Here is a 15,102-nt window from a genome sequence, read left to right on the forward strand (position 1 = left end):
GGGGACGGGCGGTGAGGCAAGGCGGTGAGAAACAGGGCAAGGCCGGCGCGCCGGCCTGGGCGGTGAGACCGGCGCAGGGCTACGACCGCGATCACCAAGGCGAGCCCGAGCGCGTGGGGGGTCGGTTGCTTTTGAGCCTCGCCAGCGAGCGTGGGTGACGCGCACCGGGACGAGCCGCGTCGAGCCGCCTAAGAATAACCTCGACAAGAACATGAGGGTATCGATGCGGACGATCAAGCAGATCATCGCGGCGCACGCACCAGAGATCGTCGAATCCTGGGCCAGAGAAGCGAACAGGGCGGCGGCGGCGCGGGGGCTGGCGGGCCCCGAGCTGACGAACATGATGCCCAAGTACGTGCGGTCGCTTGCGCGTGGATGGGACGGGGAGGAAGTGCACCGCGAGCGAAACGAGCTCATCGAGAGCCACGTGTCCTCACGCTTGCGCGCCGGCTTCAGCCTCGAGGACGCGCTGGAAGAGTTCGCCATCCTCGGGCGTGCGATCGTGCGCACCTGGGCGATCGCAGGCGCCGAAGAGCAGCCGAGCCTGGAGGAGAGCGAGCGCCTCTTCGCCGAGATCCACGCCCGCTCCGTGTTCATAGCGCAAGCGTTCCGGCAACACCTCCTGGAGGACGAGCAAACCGAGAAGCGCTACCTGCGGCTTCTCCACGACCCGTTCTTGCAGCCTTTCGGCGGAGAGGCGCCCCTGTCGTCGGGGCGTTTGAGGAAGGTCCTCGAGGTCGTCATGGAGTCGATGGACGCCGATACGGCTGCGCTGCTGTTGCACGACATCGGGACCGGGAAGCTGGAGATGGTCGCCTCGGTGGGCCTGGCCGATGAGCCGTTCGTCGAGTACGTGCGAGCCGTCGACGCATCGTCCTTCGCAGGCGCCGTCGCCTTGCAGGACTATGCGATGTCGATGCGCGACGTGGAGACCACGTTGCTCGACGTGCCGGATAGACTCCGGCACAGCGGCATCCACTCGCTGCTCGGCATCCGTCTCCCGCCGCAGCGTTCTCTCATGGGTGTCCTGTACATCGGCCTCCGTGAGAAGCGGACGTTCACCGCCCGTGAGACGCGGCGTATCGCGGCGGTCGGCGAGCGGCTCGCGCTCCACCTCGATAACGCCAGACTCTACACGGAGCTGCTCGATCGGCTCGGTGCCCTGCGCGTCGCGCGCGAGGTACGAAACCAGTTCGTCTCGGTCCTGGCGCACGATCTCCGCGGTCCGCTGTCGGCCGCGAGGATGGCTGCGACGCTGCTCGCCGCGCAGCCGGACGCGACCGGGCCGGGCATCGCGAAGCGGGTCGAGGTCGTCGTCCGCAACCTGGATCGGGCGGACCGCATGGTGACCGATCTGCTCGACGCCGATCGGATTCACGCCGGCCGGCGTCTCTCGGTCACGCTCGAGGAGTGCAACCTGAGCGAGATCGGCCGCGAGCTCGTCGATGAAATCGCGGCCGATCACCCTGGCCGCATCGTGCTGCATGCGGACGAGGGCGTCCGAGGGATCTGGGGTGCCTCGGAGCTGCGACGCGCGCTCTGGAACCTGATTTCGAACGCGCTGAAGTACGGCGCGAAGGACGCGCCGATCACCGTCGCCATCACGAAGCAGCGGGACGGCGTCGAGATGAGCGTGCACAACGAGGGCGCGCCGATCCCGCCGGAGGCGCAAGCGACGCTGTTCGATCCGTTCATGCGCGCCGCAGGCGAGCACCGCGCCCACGGATGGGGCCTCGGTCTGATGCTGGTGCGCGCCTGCGCCGAAGCCCACGGCGGCAGCGTCCATGTGGACAGCGCTCCCGGTCGCGGCACGACGTTCACGATGCGGCTGCCAGCGGACGCGCGGCCGGCCCAAGGCTGGGCGTGAGGCGTTCTGCTCGTCTCCATCGGGGCCCAGCGGGCGAGGAGTCATGACCGCGGAATCAGCCAGGCGACCGGCGGACGCCCAGGTCGACGAGGCGTGGCATCACTTCATCCTTGAAGTAGGAGAACTCGCTGGCGAAGTCGATAAATCCGAGGGTGAGGCCCCGGACGCCCGTATCACGGATGCGCCGGATCTCCTCGGCCACATGGCCCGGATCGCCGGCGATCGAGTAGTGCCCGTGCGCCGCGGCGAATCGCTGCCGGAACATGGCATAAAATTCCGGGGAGAAGGACTGACAGTCCATCCCGAGCAGCTGCATGAGGTGGTCGGTCGCGGGCCAGTCGGCCATCTCGCGGGAGTAGTAATCGTGGTATTCCTCGGCCTCTTTCCGGGTGGGACGACAGACGATGCAGGCCGTCGTGTACACGTCGATGGTGCGACCCACGCGGCGCGCCGCCTCCTTGACCTTCGCGACCTCCTCCCGGCACGCTTCGGGGGAGACGAGGATATTGAACAGCAGATCGCAGTGCTCGACGGCGAATCCCCGGCCAGCGCTGGACGTGCCCGCGTTCATCAGGGTGATCTTGCCCCGCGGCTTCGGTGCGCCGATGAGCCCAGGCAGGTCGAAGAATTTGCCCCGATGGTCGCCGGGCTCGTCCGCCGTCCACAGCGTGCGCATCACGTCCAGCCAGTCCTTCGTGTACTCGTATCGCTCATCGTGCTCGCGCAGGGGGATGCCGAACATCTCGAACTCTTCCCTGTCCCAGCCGCTGACGATGTTCACGCCGACGCGCCCGGGGCCGATGTGATCCATCGTGGCCAGGTGCTTTGCCATGACGATGGGGTGCACGAAGGGCGTGTGCACGGTCGTGAAGACCTTGATCCGCTTCGTGATCGCGAGGATGGCCGCCGCCCAGACGATGGGATCGAGCATGGCGCCCTGGGGGTCGGATTCGCCGCCGTGGCCTTTCCAGCGCGCGAACGGGATGTGGAACTCCATGCCAGCCGCCTCGGCTGCGAGCGCCAGGTCGCGGTTGTTCTCCCAGGTGGGATACCATCGCTCGGGGACCTTCGACATCGAGTGGCCCGTACCGTTTGAGCCGAACATCCCGAGCTCCAGATGTCCGCCGTCCCCCGCTGCTCCTGCGATCGGTTTCATGGCTGCTCCTCCGACCCCCATGGTGTCACGCCGTGCACGGCGAGCGAAAGAGGGCACACGCAGCAGAGGGGGGTGCAGCTCGCGCGAGCACCTTGCTGACCTGACCCACGTTGGGCGACCGGTATGTCGGCGCTCTCTGCATGCTCCGGCGCACGCTCCTGCTGGGACGGAAGGTATTCACTCTGGTATGGATCCGCGGCGCTGAATCCGTTCAGCGGTCAACATCAGGTTCTTACGAGAGGCCAGATCGTGGACGCTCTGCGGGTGCTGGACGCCTCGCCCGTCGAACAGAGGGAGGCTGTCGCGCTTGTGGATCAGCTCCAGCAGACGCTCGGCAAGAGCTGAGGGATTTTCGCACCGAGGCAATCGCCGCGACCCGATGATAAAATGGAAAGCAGTCCCACGATCTGAAGGGCGAATTCGCGGTGCCGAACCGGCCGCGCACCGCAGCGCCGCCTGACGCACGCACCGATGGGCGCGGCGTGGTATCCTGGGACGGATCCAGCGCGTCTGGTGATCGCAGGAGGGGACCCATGGGGGACAGCGGGAACACAGGGCTCGGCGCCCCCGAGCTCGCGTCGAACGAGGTGTTGCGATCGGTCGCGGCGGGCGCTGCGACGCTGGCGCAGGGGGCGCACGGCGACGGCGTCCGCGCCTTGCAAGAGGCGCTCGGCGCGATCGCGCTTGGCGACCCGATGAAGGCCGACGGCTCGTTCGGGCCGAAGACGCAGGCCGCCATCGTCGCGCTGCAAGCCGCGGAGGGCCTGCCGCAGACGGGCATCGTCGATGCGGCGACGATCGCTGCCCTCGACAGGCGCCTCGGGGCCCGGCGTGCGCAGCCGCTCGAGGAGGCCCTGGCCAGGGCCGCCGGGCTCAGCCCGGAGGAGGTGGCGGCGCTCGGCCGCAAGCCGTCCGCGGTCCAGGCGGTCGCCGCGGCCTCGCGCCACGATCAGGGCTATTTCACGGACGCGAGCAGGCTCCCGCGGGTCGTACCCGGGGCCGAGCCGGACCCGGACACGCCGCCGCCCGCCGTGGACTCGGTCGACGACAGGCCCGCGACCACCGCTGCAGGCGCGCTGGCCGCCGATCGGAGCGCGCGCCTCGACGAGGTCCGGCGCGCGCTCGGGGGCGACGCGCGCGCGCTGGCCGCGCTCGGCAGGCTGCTCGCCGCGGGCCGGCTGCACGCGGGGGCGCTGCTGCCGAACCTCGCGACCATGGCGGGCGTCCGGCGGGATGGCAGGCTCGTGCTCGAGGGCGGCATCGATCCGCACCTCGTGCTCGCGCAGGCGATCCGGCACGTGGACAACCCGCTGCGCGTCAAGCAGGGGGCGCGCCACGGCACCTGCGGCGCGGGGACGATGGAGTACGTCCTGCTGCGCGCCGATCCGGCCGAGTTCACGCGGATCCTCGACGGGATCACGCGGGAGGCGGGCGAGGTGACGCTCCGCTCCGGGCGCGTGCTCAGGATGCCGCGCAACGCGATCTCGCGCGACGCATCGGGCCGAATCGACATCGACCGGATGTTCCAGTCGGCGCTGATGAACCACGCGACCCTGATGAGCTGGATCTTCGATTACGACAACCCCGAGGACAACGACTCGTTCTGGGCTGCACTGGGGGGCGACTCGCGCGTCCCGCTCGGCAATTTCACGAGCCTCTTCCAGGACATCATGGGCGGCAGCTACACGAGCGTCTCGGCGCTGCTGCGCAGCGGGGCGTCCGTCGCTGATGATGTCGCTGGGGCTTTGGGGCGCGGGGAGAAGGTGCCGATTCTCCTGAAATGGGAAGGGGGCTACCACTGGGTCGCGGGCGAGAAGATCGAGAGGGGGGCGGATGGTGCGCTTGCGTCGGTGATCCTGCGCAACCCTGCGGGGGCGGACAGCTGCCAGGGCGTCCCGCCGCGCGCGCCGCTGCCAGAGGGGGGCGGGCGGTTTCGGATGAAGTACGCCGATCTCGCGGCATATATCCACGGCGCTACCATCAGGGGGTGAAACTCGCGGGGAGGGGAGCCCGGCCGTGAAGGCGGATCCTTCGATGCAGGGATAAGGTGTTGGTGGCGTCGCTTCTCCAGGGAGCGGGAAAACGACATCGGGCAAGTTTCAGTGGGTTTCGAGGGAGTCGAGGCCGACGTCTACCTGGCGAATGTGGGCGCTAACCCATTGATCTCAGGTCGGCCGGACGATTCGGTGACGCTTGCGGCGGTGCTCCTGGCGAGTGTGGAGCAGGCTGCGCTGGCGAGTCCTCCGACCCGAAGCAACCTCGCCCACGGCTCCGGCGAGCAGCCCGCGCCAGGTGCTCGTCGCGAATCTCACGCAGACGATCGCCGATTTCCACCCGGCGGGCTATTACCGCGCGCTTTCATCGATGCCGCAGCCCATCGCATCGAGCATGGTGCTTGATGGTGAGGGGTTCCGACCAAAGAGGCTGGCCATCAAGGAGAGTGCTCGCTCCGTGCCTTCCGAGGGATCGCGAGCCATCGCCAAGCCGCCAAAACCCCAGCGAAAATAATCGATCACCACGGACAGTTTGTCCTTGCGCGACGAATTTGCCGTGGCGATCCGTCGCCTTTGCCGCCATTTGTGGGGCACGTGACCACCGCTCGCCCCCCTCGGAAGGCATGGCTCCAACGCCGGCCTAACCGCCGACGCATGCCCATGGAGCTGGCACCGGCCGACCTGTCGCCTCGGGCCGCTGTGATCGCCTCGCTCGCCGGCCGCCCCGAACGGCGCCGCCCTCGGGACGAGGGGGCCCCGTCGTTCACGAGGCGGACCGCTGCTCGGCCTGCCGTCTGCACCGGAGGAGGGAGCAAGCTCGCGCCGCTAGTCGAGTCTGCCGGGCGTTTGGGACGTCCACGAGAGGCTTGCTCTTCGGCGGCGCCCGCTGACTATGCTGAAGTCCCGGCACACTTGCACGGATCTGTACCGCGGGTGCTGGCTGCGGCGACCGATCGGCGCCGCCGTCGGGCCGCGAAAGTACCATGAGACCGCCCACAGCCGGCACGACACCGCCGTCCCCCGGTCCGCTGGCTCGCGTCAGTGACCTGGAGGGCACCGACCGCGGCCGGCCGTAGAAATCGAGGCCGGCTCCAAGTATACAGAGCCCACTCTCCCCCGCACGGGATCTCGTTGGCCATGGCCCGAATCAACAATCTAGCCAAACTGTTCCACGCCGTTTCCGCCAGAGACTGGATTACGTCGCGTCTGCTCGCCGAGGAAATAGTGGAGGCTGAGGAAAAGGCGGGGCACCACGGCGCTGCCGCCAGGCTCCGCGGCGCCTTGGTCCAGACCGGTCCGCGTGCCGACGAGACGGGAAGCGGGCAGCCCTTGCAGAGTCTCCTCGCCGTCCAGCCCGACCTCCTGACGGTACTGCCGCCGTCGGGCCCACTCAGCGATGTGACGCTGCCCCAGAAGGCGCGAGTGCAGCTGGATGAAGTGCTTCGAGAGCACCGGAACAAGAGCCGCCTGCTCGCGCACGCGTTGAGCCCGCGTTCCCGCCTGTTCTTCCACGGTCCTCCGGGCTGCGGCAAGACACTTACAGCGCGTGCCCTCGGGACGGAGCTGGGCCTGCCGGTCTTCGTCGTGCGCTTCGACGCCCTGGTTGGTTCGTACCTTGGACAGACCTCCCTGAGGATCCGGGAGGTATTCCGCTTCGCCGAGGTCCGCGCCTGTGTGGTGCTCATCGACGAGATCGACGCGGTCGGACGGCGGCGTGGCAAGACGACGGACGTTGGAGAGCTCGACCGCGTGGTGATCTCCTTAATGCAGCAGCTCGACCTGTCACACCCGGCCGGACTGCTCGTGGCCACGTCGAACATCCCGGACGAGCTCGACGTCGCTCTGCTGCGGCGATTCGATCTCACTCTAGAATTCCCCGCCCCCAGCTCTGCGGAGATCCTGGCCTTTGCCGGGCGAGAGGCGAGCAAACGTGGGATACGACTGATCAACGGCGTCCGGCACGAACTCGCGTCCGCGAAAACGTTCGCGGACGCCGAGCAGATCCTCCAGGTCGAGCATCGTCGAATTCTTCTGCAGGGGGTGTGAAGGTGCCGCCGGGGAGTGGAGCCAAGGTTCAACCACGCACCTTCTTCCTGAACGAGAAGCAAGAGCTGGCAAGCTTCGATCGCGACGGGGGTGGGGGCCAGGTCGACTATGTTCCCATTGACTGGTCCGCTCGTTCCGCCGGTCTCTCGGCGTCGTTCCGCCGGGCAACCACGCCGCCGGCCCGTTCAGCGGATCCTTCCGTTGGACGGCATTTCTTCGTCGTCGCGGTGCCCGTCCACGCCGTCCAGAAGCGCTCCCAGGCAAAGACGGTTCCGGGAGGCATCAAGCACGAAGCGCCCGCTTTCGGAGGCGAGCAGTCCCACCTCTTCCGTAAGCTTGGGATGGATCTGATCGAGACGCTCCCTGGTGGAAAGGCGGCGGTCCACGTTCTGTCGACGCGAACCGAACAGCTTCTTTCCACGATCGCATCACTGCCTGGCGCGAGCAGTAGGGAAAAGGCTCGTTGGATAAATTTCGAGACTTTCGAGCCTCTCGATTGGACTGCGCGTGTCTCGATGGGGTGGGTCGAGACCCTGCACCCCGGCGCTGTCGTGGAGGTCGTGATCCGATTCCAGCCGGCGCTTACTCGTCTCGAGGTCAACGACGTTCTCCAATCGATGGCACGGGTGCTCGATGACAAGCATTCTCGGCTGACGAAGGCGGGCCGGGAGTTCTCCGGGCGATACTGGTGCGCAGGCTTTCTGACGCGGGAGTTCATCCTCGCAGTCGCCCGAGAATTCAGCTCAGTGCAATCGATTCATCCGCCGATTCGCAGCCCGGTGGCGATGGCCAGGAAGGGCCGACGTCCCCTCGCACCCGGCGCATCCATGGCGACATCAAATCTCCCAACACTCCCGCCTAGTGAGCTTCCAACCGTCGCCATCGTGGATTGCGGGATTCCAGAAAAGCACGTCCATCTTGCTCCCTATCGTCGATCCGGATTCCGGAACCCGGATATTGATCCGGTATACCCATATCTGGGTAGCCACGGCTCACACGTGGCGTCGTGCGCCGTCTTCGGAAGGCTGAACATGAACGGAGGTATACAACCTCCGCCGCCTGGAAGGTGTCGCGTCATCGACGTGATGGTGGCCCATGATGCCGGCTTCATCAACAGCGATCTCGTTGTTCCGGCGATGGATGCCATCGTTGGCACGGCGCCCGACGTGCGTGTGTTCAATCTAAGCGTCGGTAGCGCTCCGCTCGATACCCTCGATCCTGTGACTCGGCGCGAGCATTTAATGAAGCTCCAGGATCTGGACAACTTTGCGTTTGCTAGAGACGTCCTCCTCGTGATCGCCGCCGGGAACTCTACGCCTGGGTTAAGTCCCAAAGAAGCCTATCCAAATCATGTAGATGATCCCCGTTGGGGACTCGGATTCGAGGCCCGCACGTTCAACGGCATCGTCAGTGGGGCATATGTCGATGTCCTGGTACCCGATTCCGTTGCTGGGATTGTCGGTGCGCCGAGCCCTTTCACAAGAATCGGCCCCGGGCTCTGCGGTTCCCCCGTGCCGGGCTTCAGCGCTCCCGGGGGAGATTGCTCAGAGGGCTATGCTTGGGCTCCGGGCACTGGGCCATGGGTGTGCGATGCCGAGGGAAACTGGGAGGATTCCAACGGCACATCCTTGGCCGCACCGCTCGTCGCACGCGAGGCGGCCTGGGTAATCAAGGATCTGGCGCAGCATTGTGCGCCGACGGTTGCACCGTTCAGCTCGACCGTTAAGGCTTGGCTGAATCTGGTGGCTCAGAGACCTCGGCTGCCGGGTGCGTTCGAGCGACTGGCACAAAGGACGCTGGGAAAGGGATTCCCGACCGCAGAGCGGCTTCGAGCCCCGATCGAGCATTCCGCGGTGTTCATATGGCAGACCATGTTGCAAGCTGCAAAAAGTGTTAACCGGGCTCAATTGCCGGTGCCAGCCGAGTGGCTGAGAAAGGCATCGACGCCGACGCTTCGGATAGTGTGTGCCTGGAGCACTCCGGTCAATAGTGCCTTGGTGGATTCGTGGGCTTGCAGGAAGGTATCGCTCAGGGTGCGCCCTTTCGGTGGGGAAGCGGCGTTGCGCGGAGGCGGCAACGCAAGCGGCGCCTACCCGCTGATCGATCGACTCATGGACATTTCTCCCAAGGTGCTGGAAGAAAAAGGCATCGTCGCCGCCGACGCGCCCTGGATCATCGAGGTCGAATACGAAGAGATCGGCGCGTATCCGCCGGCTATGACCGTGTCCGCCCAGCAACGCGTGGGTGTCGTGATTGAGCTGTTCGACGCGGGGGAAAACGCAACAAGCCCGCAGGCAGCCATCCAGGCTCTTCCAGTGGCCATGGACATGCTGCGCCTCAGCGTGCTCCAGCAGCCAATCCAGACGCCGATCGTGATCCGAACGTGAGCTCGTGGCCAGAACATGCTCATTCGCGAATCTCATTGGCTGCAGCGAGGGGGTCGAGGCCGACGTCAACCTGCCGGTGTCGGGCGCTAATCCCGCGATCTCCGGTCGGCCGGGCGATTCCGCGATGCTTCTGGCGGCGCCTTCGGCGCCCACGTAGGAGGCAGTGCAGGCGACCCCTCTTCGAGCCGGTGCAGCCCGGACCACGCCCCGGTGACCAACCGCGCCAGGCCAGGGCGCGCGGGCGACCACCCGTTCGCCGCGCTCACACCCGGCGACACCACGCCGGACCCGCCGACGCCACGGGCAATCGCTCTGTGTTTCCTTCCCCCCTCATCGTACCCTGGCCGCCGCGGCCATGGATCTCTACCCCTCGCTCCTTCAGATCGTAAGGATCCTCCTCTCTGAGGACGACGACGCGAAGGCCCCCGAGCTCGTGCTCCGCCGCGTCCTCGAGGCGACGGGCGCCGACCGCGGCTTCATCGTCGTCCGTGAGGACGGCTCCTACGAGCAGAAGTTCGCGGTCCACTTCGACAAGGCGAAGATCTCCGACAAGGAGCGCAAGTTCAGCCGCGGCCTCGTGCGGCAGGCCATCGAGACTCGGCAGATCGTCCACCTCTCCAGGGACGCCGACGAGCCGCGCTCCTCGCTCCTCAAGAGCCTCGAGGAGTCGGGCGCGTCCGCCGCGCTCGTGGCGCCCCTCGCCCACGGCGCCGATGTCTACGGCGCGGTCTACGTGGAGTACAAGTCGCGGGCCGCCAGCGACGAGGCGCTCCGCTTCGTCGCCGAGTTCGCCGAGCTCGCAGGGCTCTTCCTCAAGCGGGCCAGCGAGCGCGAGGCGCTGCGCCGCCGGAGCCAGCGCCTCGAGCGCGATCTCTTCGCCCGCTACGATTTCGAGGGCATCGTCACGCAGGACGCCAAAATGCTCGCGCTCCTCAAGACGGTCGCGCAGGTGGCCGACTCGGACGCGACCGTGCTCGTCCGCGGGGAGACGGGCACCGGCAAGGAGCTCATCGCCCGCGCGCTCCACGTGAACAGCCCGCGGCGCAGCAAGGCCTGCGTCACGCTGCACACCTCGGCGCTGCCGGGCACCATCCTCGAGTCGGAGCTCTTCGGGCACGTCAAAGGCGCGTTCACCGGGGCCGACCGGGATCGCGTCGGGCGGGTCGCGTCGGCGCAGGGAGGCACGCTCTTCCTCGACGAGGTCGCGGAGATCGCGCCCGACGTGCAGGCGAAGCTCCTGCGCTTCCTGCAGTTCGGAGAGATCCAGCGCGTGGGCTCCGACCGGACCGACAAGGTCGATGTCCGCGTGATCGCGGCGACGCACCAGGATCTGCCGGCGCTCGTCGAGGCAGGGAAGTTCCGGCGAGATCTGTACTTCCGGCTCAAGGTGATCGAGATCGGGATTCCGCCGCTGCGCGAGCGCGCGGGCGATGTCCCGCTCCTCGTCGAGCATTTCCTCCGCACGTGCTGGAAACGCGCCGGCGAGCGGCCCCGCTTCACGGAGCGCGCCGCGCGGGCCCTCCGCGAGCACGCGTATCCGGGCAACGTGCGCGAGCTCGCCCACGTGGTGGAGCGCGCGTGCATCCTGGCGACGGGGCCGGAGCTCGACGTGGATCTGCTGCCGCCCGATGTGGCGCAGCCAGCAGGCCCCGGGCCCCTGGCGCCGCGTTTCTCGCGGCTCTCCGCCGACGAGCTCGAGGCGGCGCGCGAGGCGGGCGTCGCCGAGCTGGAGCGTGCGTTCCTCGTGGCGCTGATGGATCGGCACGGGGGGAACGTGTCGCAGGCGGCGCGGGAGTCCGGGTTCAACCGGACCTACCTGCAGAAGCTCCTGGCGAAGCACCGGGTCGCCGGCGCCGGTGGCCGGCGCCCTGCCTTCGATGGCTGACGGACGCCGCCGGCTTTTGAACCGCCAAGCCGCCAAGGACGCCAAGAAATCTTCATCATCTTGGCGTCTCATGGCGCCTTGGCGGTTCCCTCGTTCCGGCAGGGTGGGGGAGTTCCCTGCCACCCGCTCGGGAGCTCCTCCCCGAGCGCGGCCCCCGCTTCACCGCGCGCCGCCGTGCGCCACGAGCCACTCCTTCGCCGCCGTGAGCGCGCCCTTCGCGTACTCCCCCTCTTCGGCCGCATAGGCGTCGCGCGCCTGGGTCGCTAGCTCGACCGCCCGCGCCCGGTCGCGGGCCGAGCCCCAGAGCGCCCGGGCCGCGTGGAAGCGCGTGTCAGCGAGCTCGATCGGAGAGACGCCCTCGCCCTTCGCCGCATAGATGGCGAGCGCCCGCTCGGCGAACGGGCGCGCCTTTCCCGGCTCGCCCATGTCGTTGTAGGCGCCGGCGATCCCGGTGAGCATCGATGCGACCGCTTGCGAGCTCGGGCCCACGGCCTTCTCCTGGATCGCCGCGGCGCGCTCGAGGCGCACCAGACCCTCTGCGTACCTCTTCTGCGCGACGAGCGCGCTCCCCAGGTTGGCGAGCGAGGACGCCACGCTTGCGTGATCAGGGCCGAGCGCCTTCTCCCGGATCGCGAGTGACCGTTCGTAATAGGGCGTCGCCTTAGCGAACTTCTGCTGCATCTCCAGGACAGCCCCGATGTTGTTGAGGGATGATGCCACGTCGGGGTGATCGGGGCCGAGCGCCTTCTCCCGGATGGCGAGCACCCGCTCGTGAGCACGCCTGGCCGCGTCGGTCTCTCCGAGCATCACGAGCGCATTGCCGAGGTTGTTGACGGAGGCCGCAAGGAACGGGTGATCGGGGCCGAGCGCCTTCTCCTGGATGGAGATGGCGCGCTCGATCCGGGGCAAGGCCTCTCGGTATTTGCCCTGGGTGTTGAAGAGGCGACCCAGGCTGTTGAGCGTGAGCGCGACGCTCGGATGAGAGGCGCCCAGCGCCTCCTCTCGGATGGCGAGCGCTCGCATGGTTGCGCGCTCCGCGTCGTCGAACCTCTCGAGGTGGAGGAGGACGGTGCCGAGGCGGCTCCAGGTCGCCGCGACCTCGGGATGGTTCGGGCCAAGGGCCTTCTCGATCCCGGCCAGGGCGCGCTCCACATGCTGCGCTGCCTCGCCGTACTTCCCCTGCTCGTCGAGGACGCTGCCCAGCGTGCTGAGCAGCCGCGCGCTCGCCAGCGTGTCGCCCCCGGTTCGCTCGACCGCGCCCTCGGCGGCCAGCTGCAGCGCGAGCGCGTCGGCGTGCCGGCCCTCGAGGTAGCCGACCACGTAGATGAGCTGGGGCCATGCCTCCGCCGCGAGGGTGTCGTCCCTGGCCCGCGCTGCCGCGCGCAGCGCCTCGCGGAGCGCCGCCTCCGCGGCCGGGGCGTCGTGCGCGTCCCGCGCCGCGCGCCCGAGCATCAGGAGCGCCTCCGCCTCGATCGGGGCATGGTCCGCCGCGCGGGCCTCGTCGGCGAGCGGCCGCGCGAGCGCGAGCGCCTCGCCGAACTTGCCGGCCTCGTCGAGGGCCCTGACCTCGGCAAGGCGGCCCCGCAGCGCGTCGATGCGGGCCCGCGCCGCGGCGTCCGCGGGCGGCGGGACCGCCGCGGTCAGCGCGCCCGCGTCCGCGCAGCGCTCGAGGCCGGGGAGCGCGAGCGATGCCTCGATCGATCGATCGAGCACCTCGGCGTCCGCGCCGTGCGCGAAGAGCGCCGTGAGCGCCCCCATCTCCTGGCGGCGGCGCTCCAGGCACAGCGTCCGGAGATCGAGGAGCCCGGCCGACTGATCGCCCCTCACGTGCGTGGCCTCGCACGAGTCGGCGTACATCGCGACCCACGCGCGCGCCCGCTCGCCCAGCGCCTTCTCCACGCGCCGGTACGTGTCCTCCGCGTACGGCCGCCCGGTGCCGGCGAACGCCGCCCGCACCTTCGCCATCGTCGCCTCGTCCCAGACGCCCGCGAGCCTCGCCTCGCCGCCCTTGCAGAGCCTGTCCGCAGGCTGCCGCGCGAACGCGAACACGAGGAGGCCCGCGAGCGCGAGCCCCGACGCCGCGACGAGCCCGCGCCTCCACGCCGCCGCCGGATCCTTCGCGAGATCGGCGAGCAGCGCGTCCATGTCGGGATATCGAGCGTCCCGGTCGACGGCGAGCCCGCGCTCGAGACAGCGGCGGATCCGCGCCGGCATCTCGGCCCCTCGCGGCGGCTCTCGCAGCCGCCCGAGCGTCACGTTCTCGCGCAGCTCGTCGTAGGTCGTGCCGGCGAACGGGCGCTCGCCCGCGAGCGCCTCCCAGAGCGACACGCAGAACGCGTACTGATCGGCCCGCGCATCCGCGGCCTCGCGCCGGTGCTGCTCCGGCGCCATGTAGACCGGCGTCCCCAGGAACGAGCCCGAACGCGTGAGCGCGGCCTCTATCCCCGCCTCCGCGGGGCCGCTGACGGCCTCGCCCTCCGCGAGCCCCGCGAGCCCGAAATCGGTGACGCGCACGCGGCCGTCGGCGCCGACAAGGACGTTGTCGGGCTTGAAATCGCGGTGCACGAGGCCCGCGTGGTGCACCTGCGACAGCCCTTTGCCCGCCTGGAGGAAGGCCGCCACGACCGCTGACGCGGGCCGCCGCTTCTCCACGCAGAACGCGCGCAGCGTCCGGCCGTCGACGTGCTCCATCACCACGCGCACCTGACCGCCCGAGGCGTCGACCTCGTGCACCGTGACGACGTTGGGGTGCTTGATCCTCGCCATGGCCTGCGCCTCGCGGACGAGCCGCGCGAGCGCCGTCGCCGCGCCCGAGCGCCCCAGCACCTCGGGCCGCAGCACCTTGATCGCCACGTCGCGGCCGAGCACGTGATCGCGCGCCCGCACCACGACACCCATGCCGCCCTGGCCGAGGCGATCGAGCACCTCGAACCGGCCGAGCTTCGTCCCCGGGCGCAGCTCGAGCGATGCCTCGGCCCCGGGCGGCACCGGAGGCTCGGACGCTCCCCCGTCCGGGACGACAATGGTGCTTGCGAGCGCATCGATGGTGACGCTCGAGGACACGTGCTCGTCGCGGGAGGTCGACTGCCTCGACGGGTGTTCCTCGGCGGTCGCGGAGCGCGACCGCGGCTCCTCCGACAGCAGCGCGTCGCAGCGGGTGCAACGCGGGTTGAACGGAGAGTTCTCCGCGCTGCACCCCGGGCAGATGATCACGCTCTCGCCCAGGCTCACAGGACGCTGTGTAGCATGCCGCGTCGCGGCCTGTGGTCGCCTGCGTCACCCTCTCCAGGGTGGTGGGGTACTTTGACTGAAGGCGCGGTCTTCTGAACCGCCAAGGCGCCAAGGACGCCAAGAAAATCTCAATAATCTTGGCGTCGTATGGCGCCTTGGCGGTTCCATCATCCCGGCAGGGTGGGAGAGAGGCGGCTACCAGCAGGTCGGCTGACCCTGGCAGCAACCGGGCTCCCCGGGCTCGCAGGTCTGCTCGTCGCACTCCGCCATGCAGGCATCCCGCTCGGCGGCGCACGACTCGTAGTCTTCGCCCCACTGGACACAGAGCATGAAGAACTTGGCGCACCGGCCCTTGCAGTTGAGCAACTCCTGGCTCGCCTCGACCACCTCGCCGTCGGGGGACGGCTCCTCGGCGACCTCGACCTGACAGCCGAACAGGGCGAAGCTCGCCAGCAGCGACGCGAGAAGGACGGGCATGGATCGTTGGGTGACGCGAGTGAACATTCGACTCTCCTCGATGGTGACCGGACAGGTGG

9 protein-coding genes are annotated in these 15,102 nt (G+C 68.7%); 5 read left to right on the plus strand and 4 right to left on the minus strand.

Annotated features, from left to right (window positions below; all coding sequences use genetic code 11):
• The first annotated feature begins 223 nt into the window (after window positions 1-223).
• On the plus strand, window positions 224-1,867 hold the full coding sequence (locus tag WMF14_RS46605; RefSeq protein WP_437797164.1) for an ATP-binding protein: 1,644 nt from the start codon (window positions 224-226) through the stop codon (window positions 1,865-1,867).
• Window positions 1,868-1,922: 55 nt separating this feature from the next.
• On the opposite strand, the gene WMF14_RS46610 is transcribed toward WMF14_RS46605, so the two are convergent.
• Window positions 1,923-3,023: an LLM class flavin-dependent oxidoreductase gene (locus WMF14_RS46610; RefSeq protein WP_437797166.1), complete on the minus strand. Its 1,101-nt coding sequence runs from the start codon at window positions 3,021-3,023 to the stop codon at window positions 1,923-1,925.
• 533 nt (window positions 3,024-3,556) lie between these two features.
• On the opposite strand from WMF14_RS46610, the gene WMF14_RS46615 reads away from it, so the two are divergent.
• Window positions 3,557-5,014, plus strand: coding sequence for a peptidoglycan-binding domain-containing protein (locus tag WMF14_RS46615; RefSeq protein WP_437797167.1), 1,458 nt, complete (start codon window positions 3,557-3,559; stop codon window positions 5,012-5,014).
• A gap of 354 nt (window positions 5,015-5,368) precedes the next feature.
• On the opposite strand, the gene WMF14_RS46620 is transcribed toward WMF14_RS46615, so the two are convergent.
• Window positions 5,369-5,542: a hypothetical protein gene (locus tag WMF14_RS46620; protein WP_437797169.1), complete on the minus strand. Its 174-nt coding sequence runs from the start codon at window positions 5,540-5,542 to the stop codon at window positions 5,369-5,371.
• A 612-nt stretch (window positions 5,543-6,154) separates the two neighbouring features.
• Between WMF14_RS46620 and WMF14_RS46625 the strand changes: the two genes are divergently transcribed.
• The 3 genes from WMF14_RS46625 to WMF14_RS46635 all read left to right on the plus strand — a co-directional run bounded on the left by WMF14_RS46625 (window position 6,155) and on the right by WMF14_RS46635 (window position 11,335).
• The gene (locus WMF14_RS46625) at window positions 6,155-7,063 is read left to right on the plus strand and encodes an AAA family ATPase (RefSeq protein ID WP_437797171.1); all 909 of its coding nucleotides are present in this window, start codon (window positions 6,155-6,157) and stop codon (window positions 7,061-7,063) included.
• Window positions 7,060-9,450: a S8 family serine peptidase gene (locus tag WMF14_RS46630; RefSeq protein WP_437797173.1), complete on the plus strand. Its 2,391-nt coding sequence runs from the start codon at window positions 7,060-7,062 to the stop codon at window positions 9,448-9,450. The genes WMF14_RS46625 and WMF14_RS46630 overlap by 4 nt, the downstream gene beginning before the upstream one ends.
• Window positions 9,451-9,805: 355 nt before the next feature.
• A complete protein-coding gene (locus WMF14_RS46635; protein ID WP_437797175.1) occupies window positions 9,806-11,335 on the plus strand; it encodes a sigma-54-dependent Fis family transcriptional regulator in 1,530 nt (509 codons plus the stop codon).
• 159 nt (window positions 11,336-11,494) lie between these two features.
• Here the strand turns inward: WMF14_RS46635 and WMF14_RS46640 are convergent, their stop codons facing one another.
• Entirely contained in the window at window positions 11,495-14,566 is a 3,072-nt protein-coding gene (locus WMF14_RS46640; RefSeq protein ID WP_437797177.1) for a tetratricopeptide repeat protein, read from the minus strand.
• Between the two features lie 195 nt (window positions 14,567-14,761).
• Window positions 14,762-15,043: a hypothetical protein gene (locus WMF14_RS46645; protein ID WP_437797179.1), complete on the minus strand. Its 282-nt coding sequence runs from the start codon at window positions 15,041-15,043 to the stop codon at window positions 14,762-14,764.
• Between the last annotated feature and the right edge of the window lie 59 nt (window positions 15,044-15,102).

This window comes from Sorangium sp. So ce693 (genome assembly GCF_051521375.1).
Classification (GTDB): Bacteria; Myxococcota_A; Polyangia; order Polyangiales; family Polyangiaceae; genus Sorangium; species Sorangium atrum.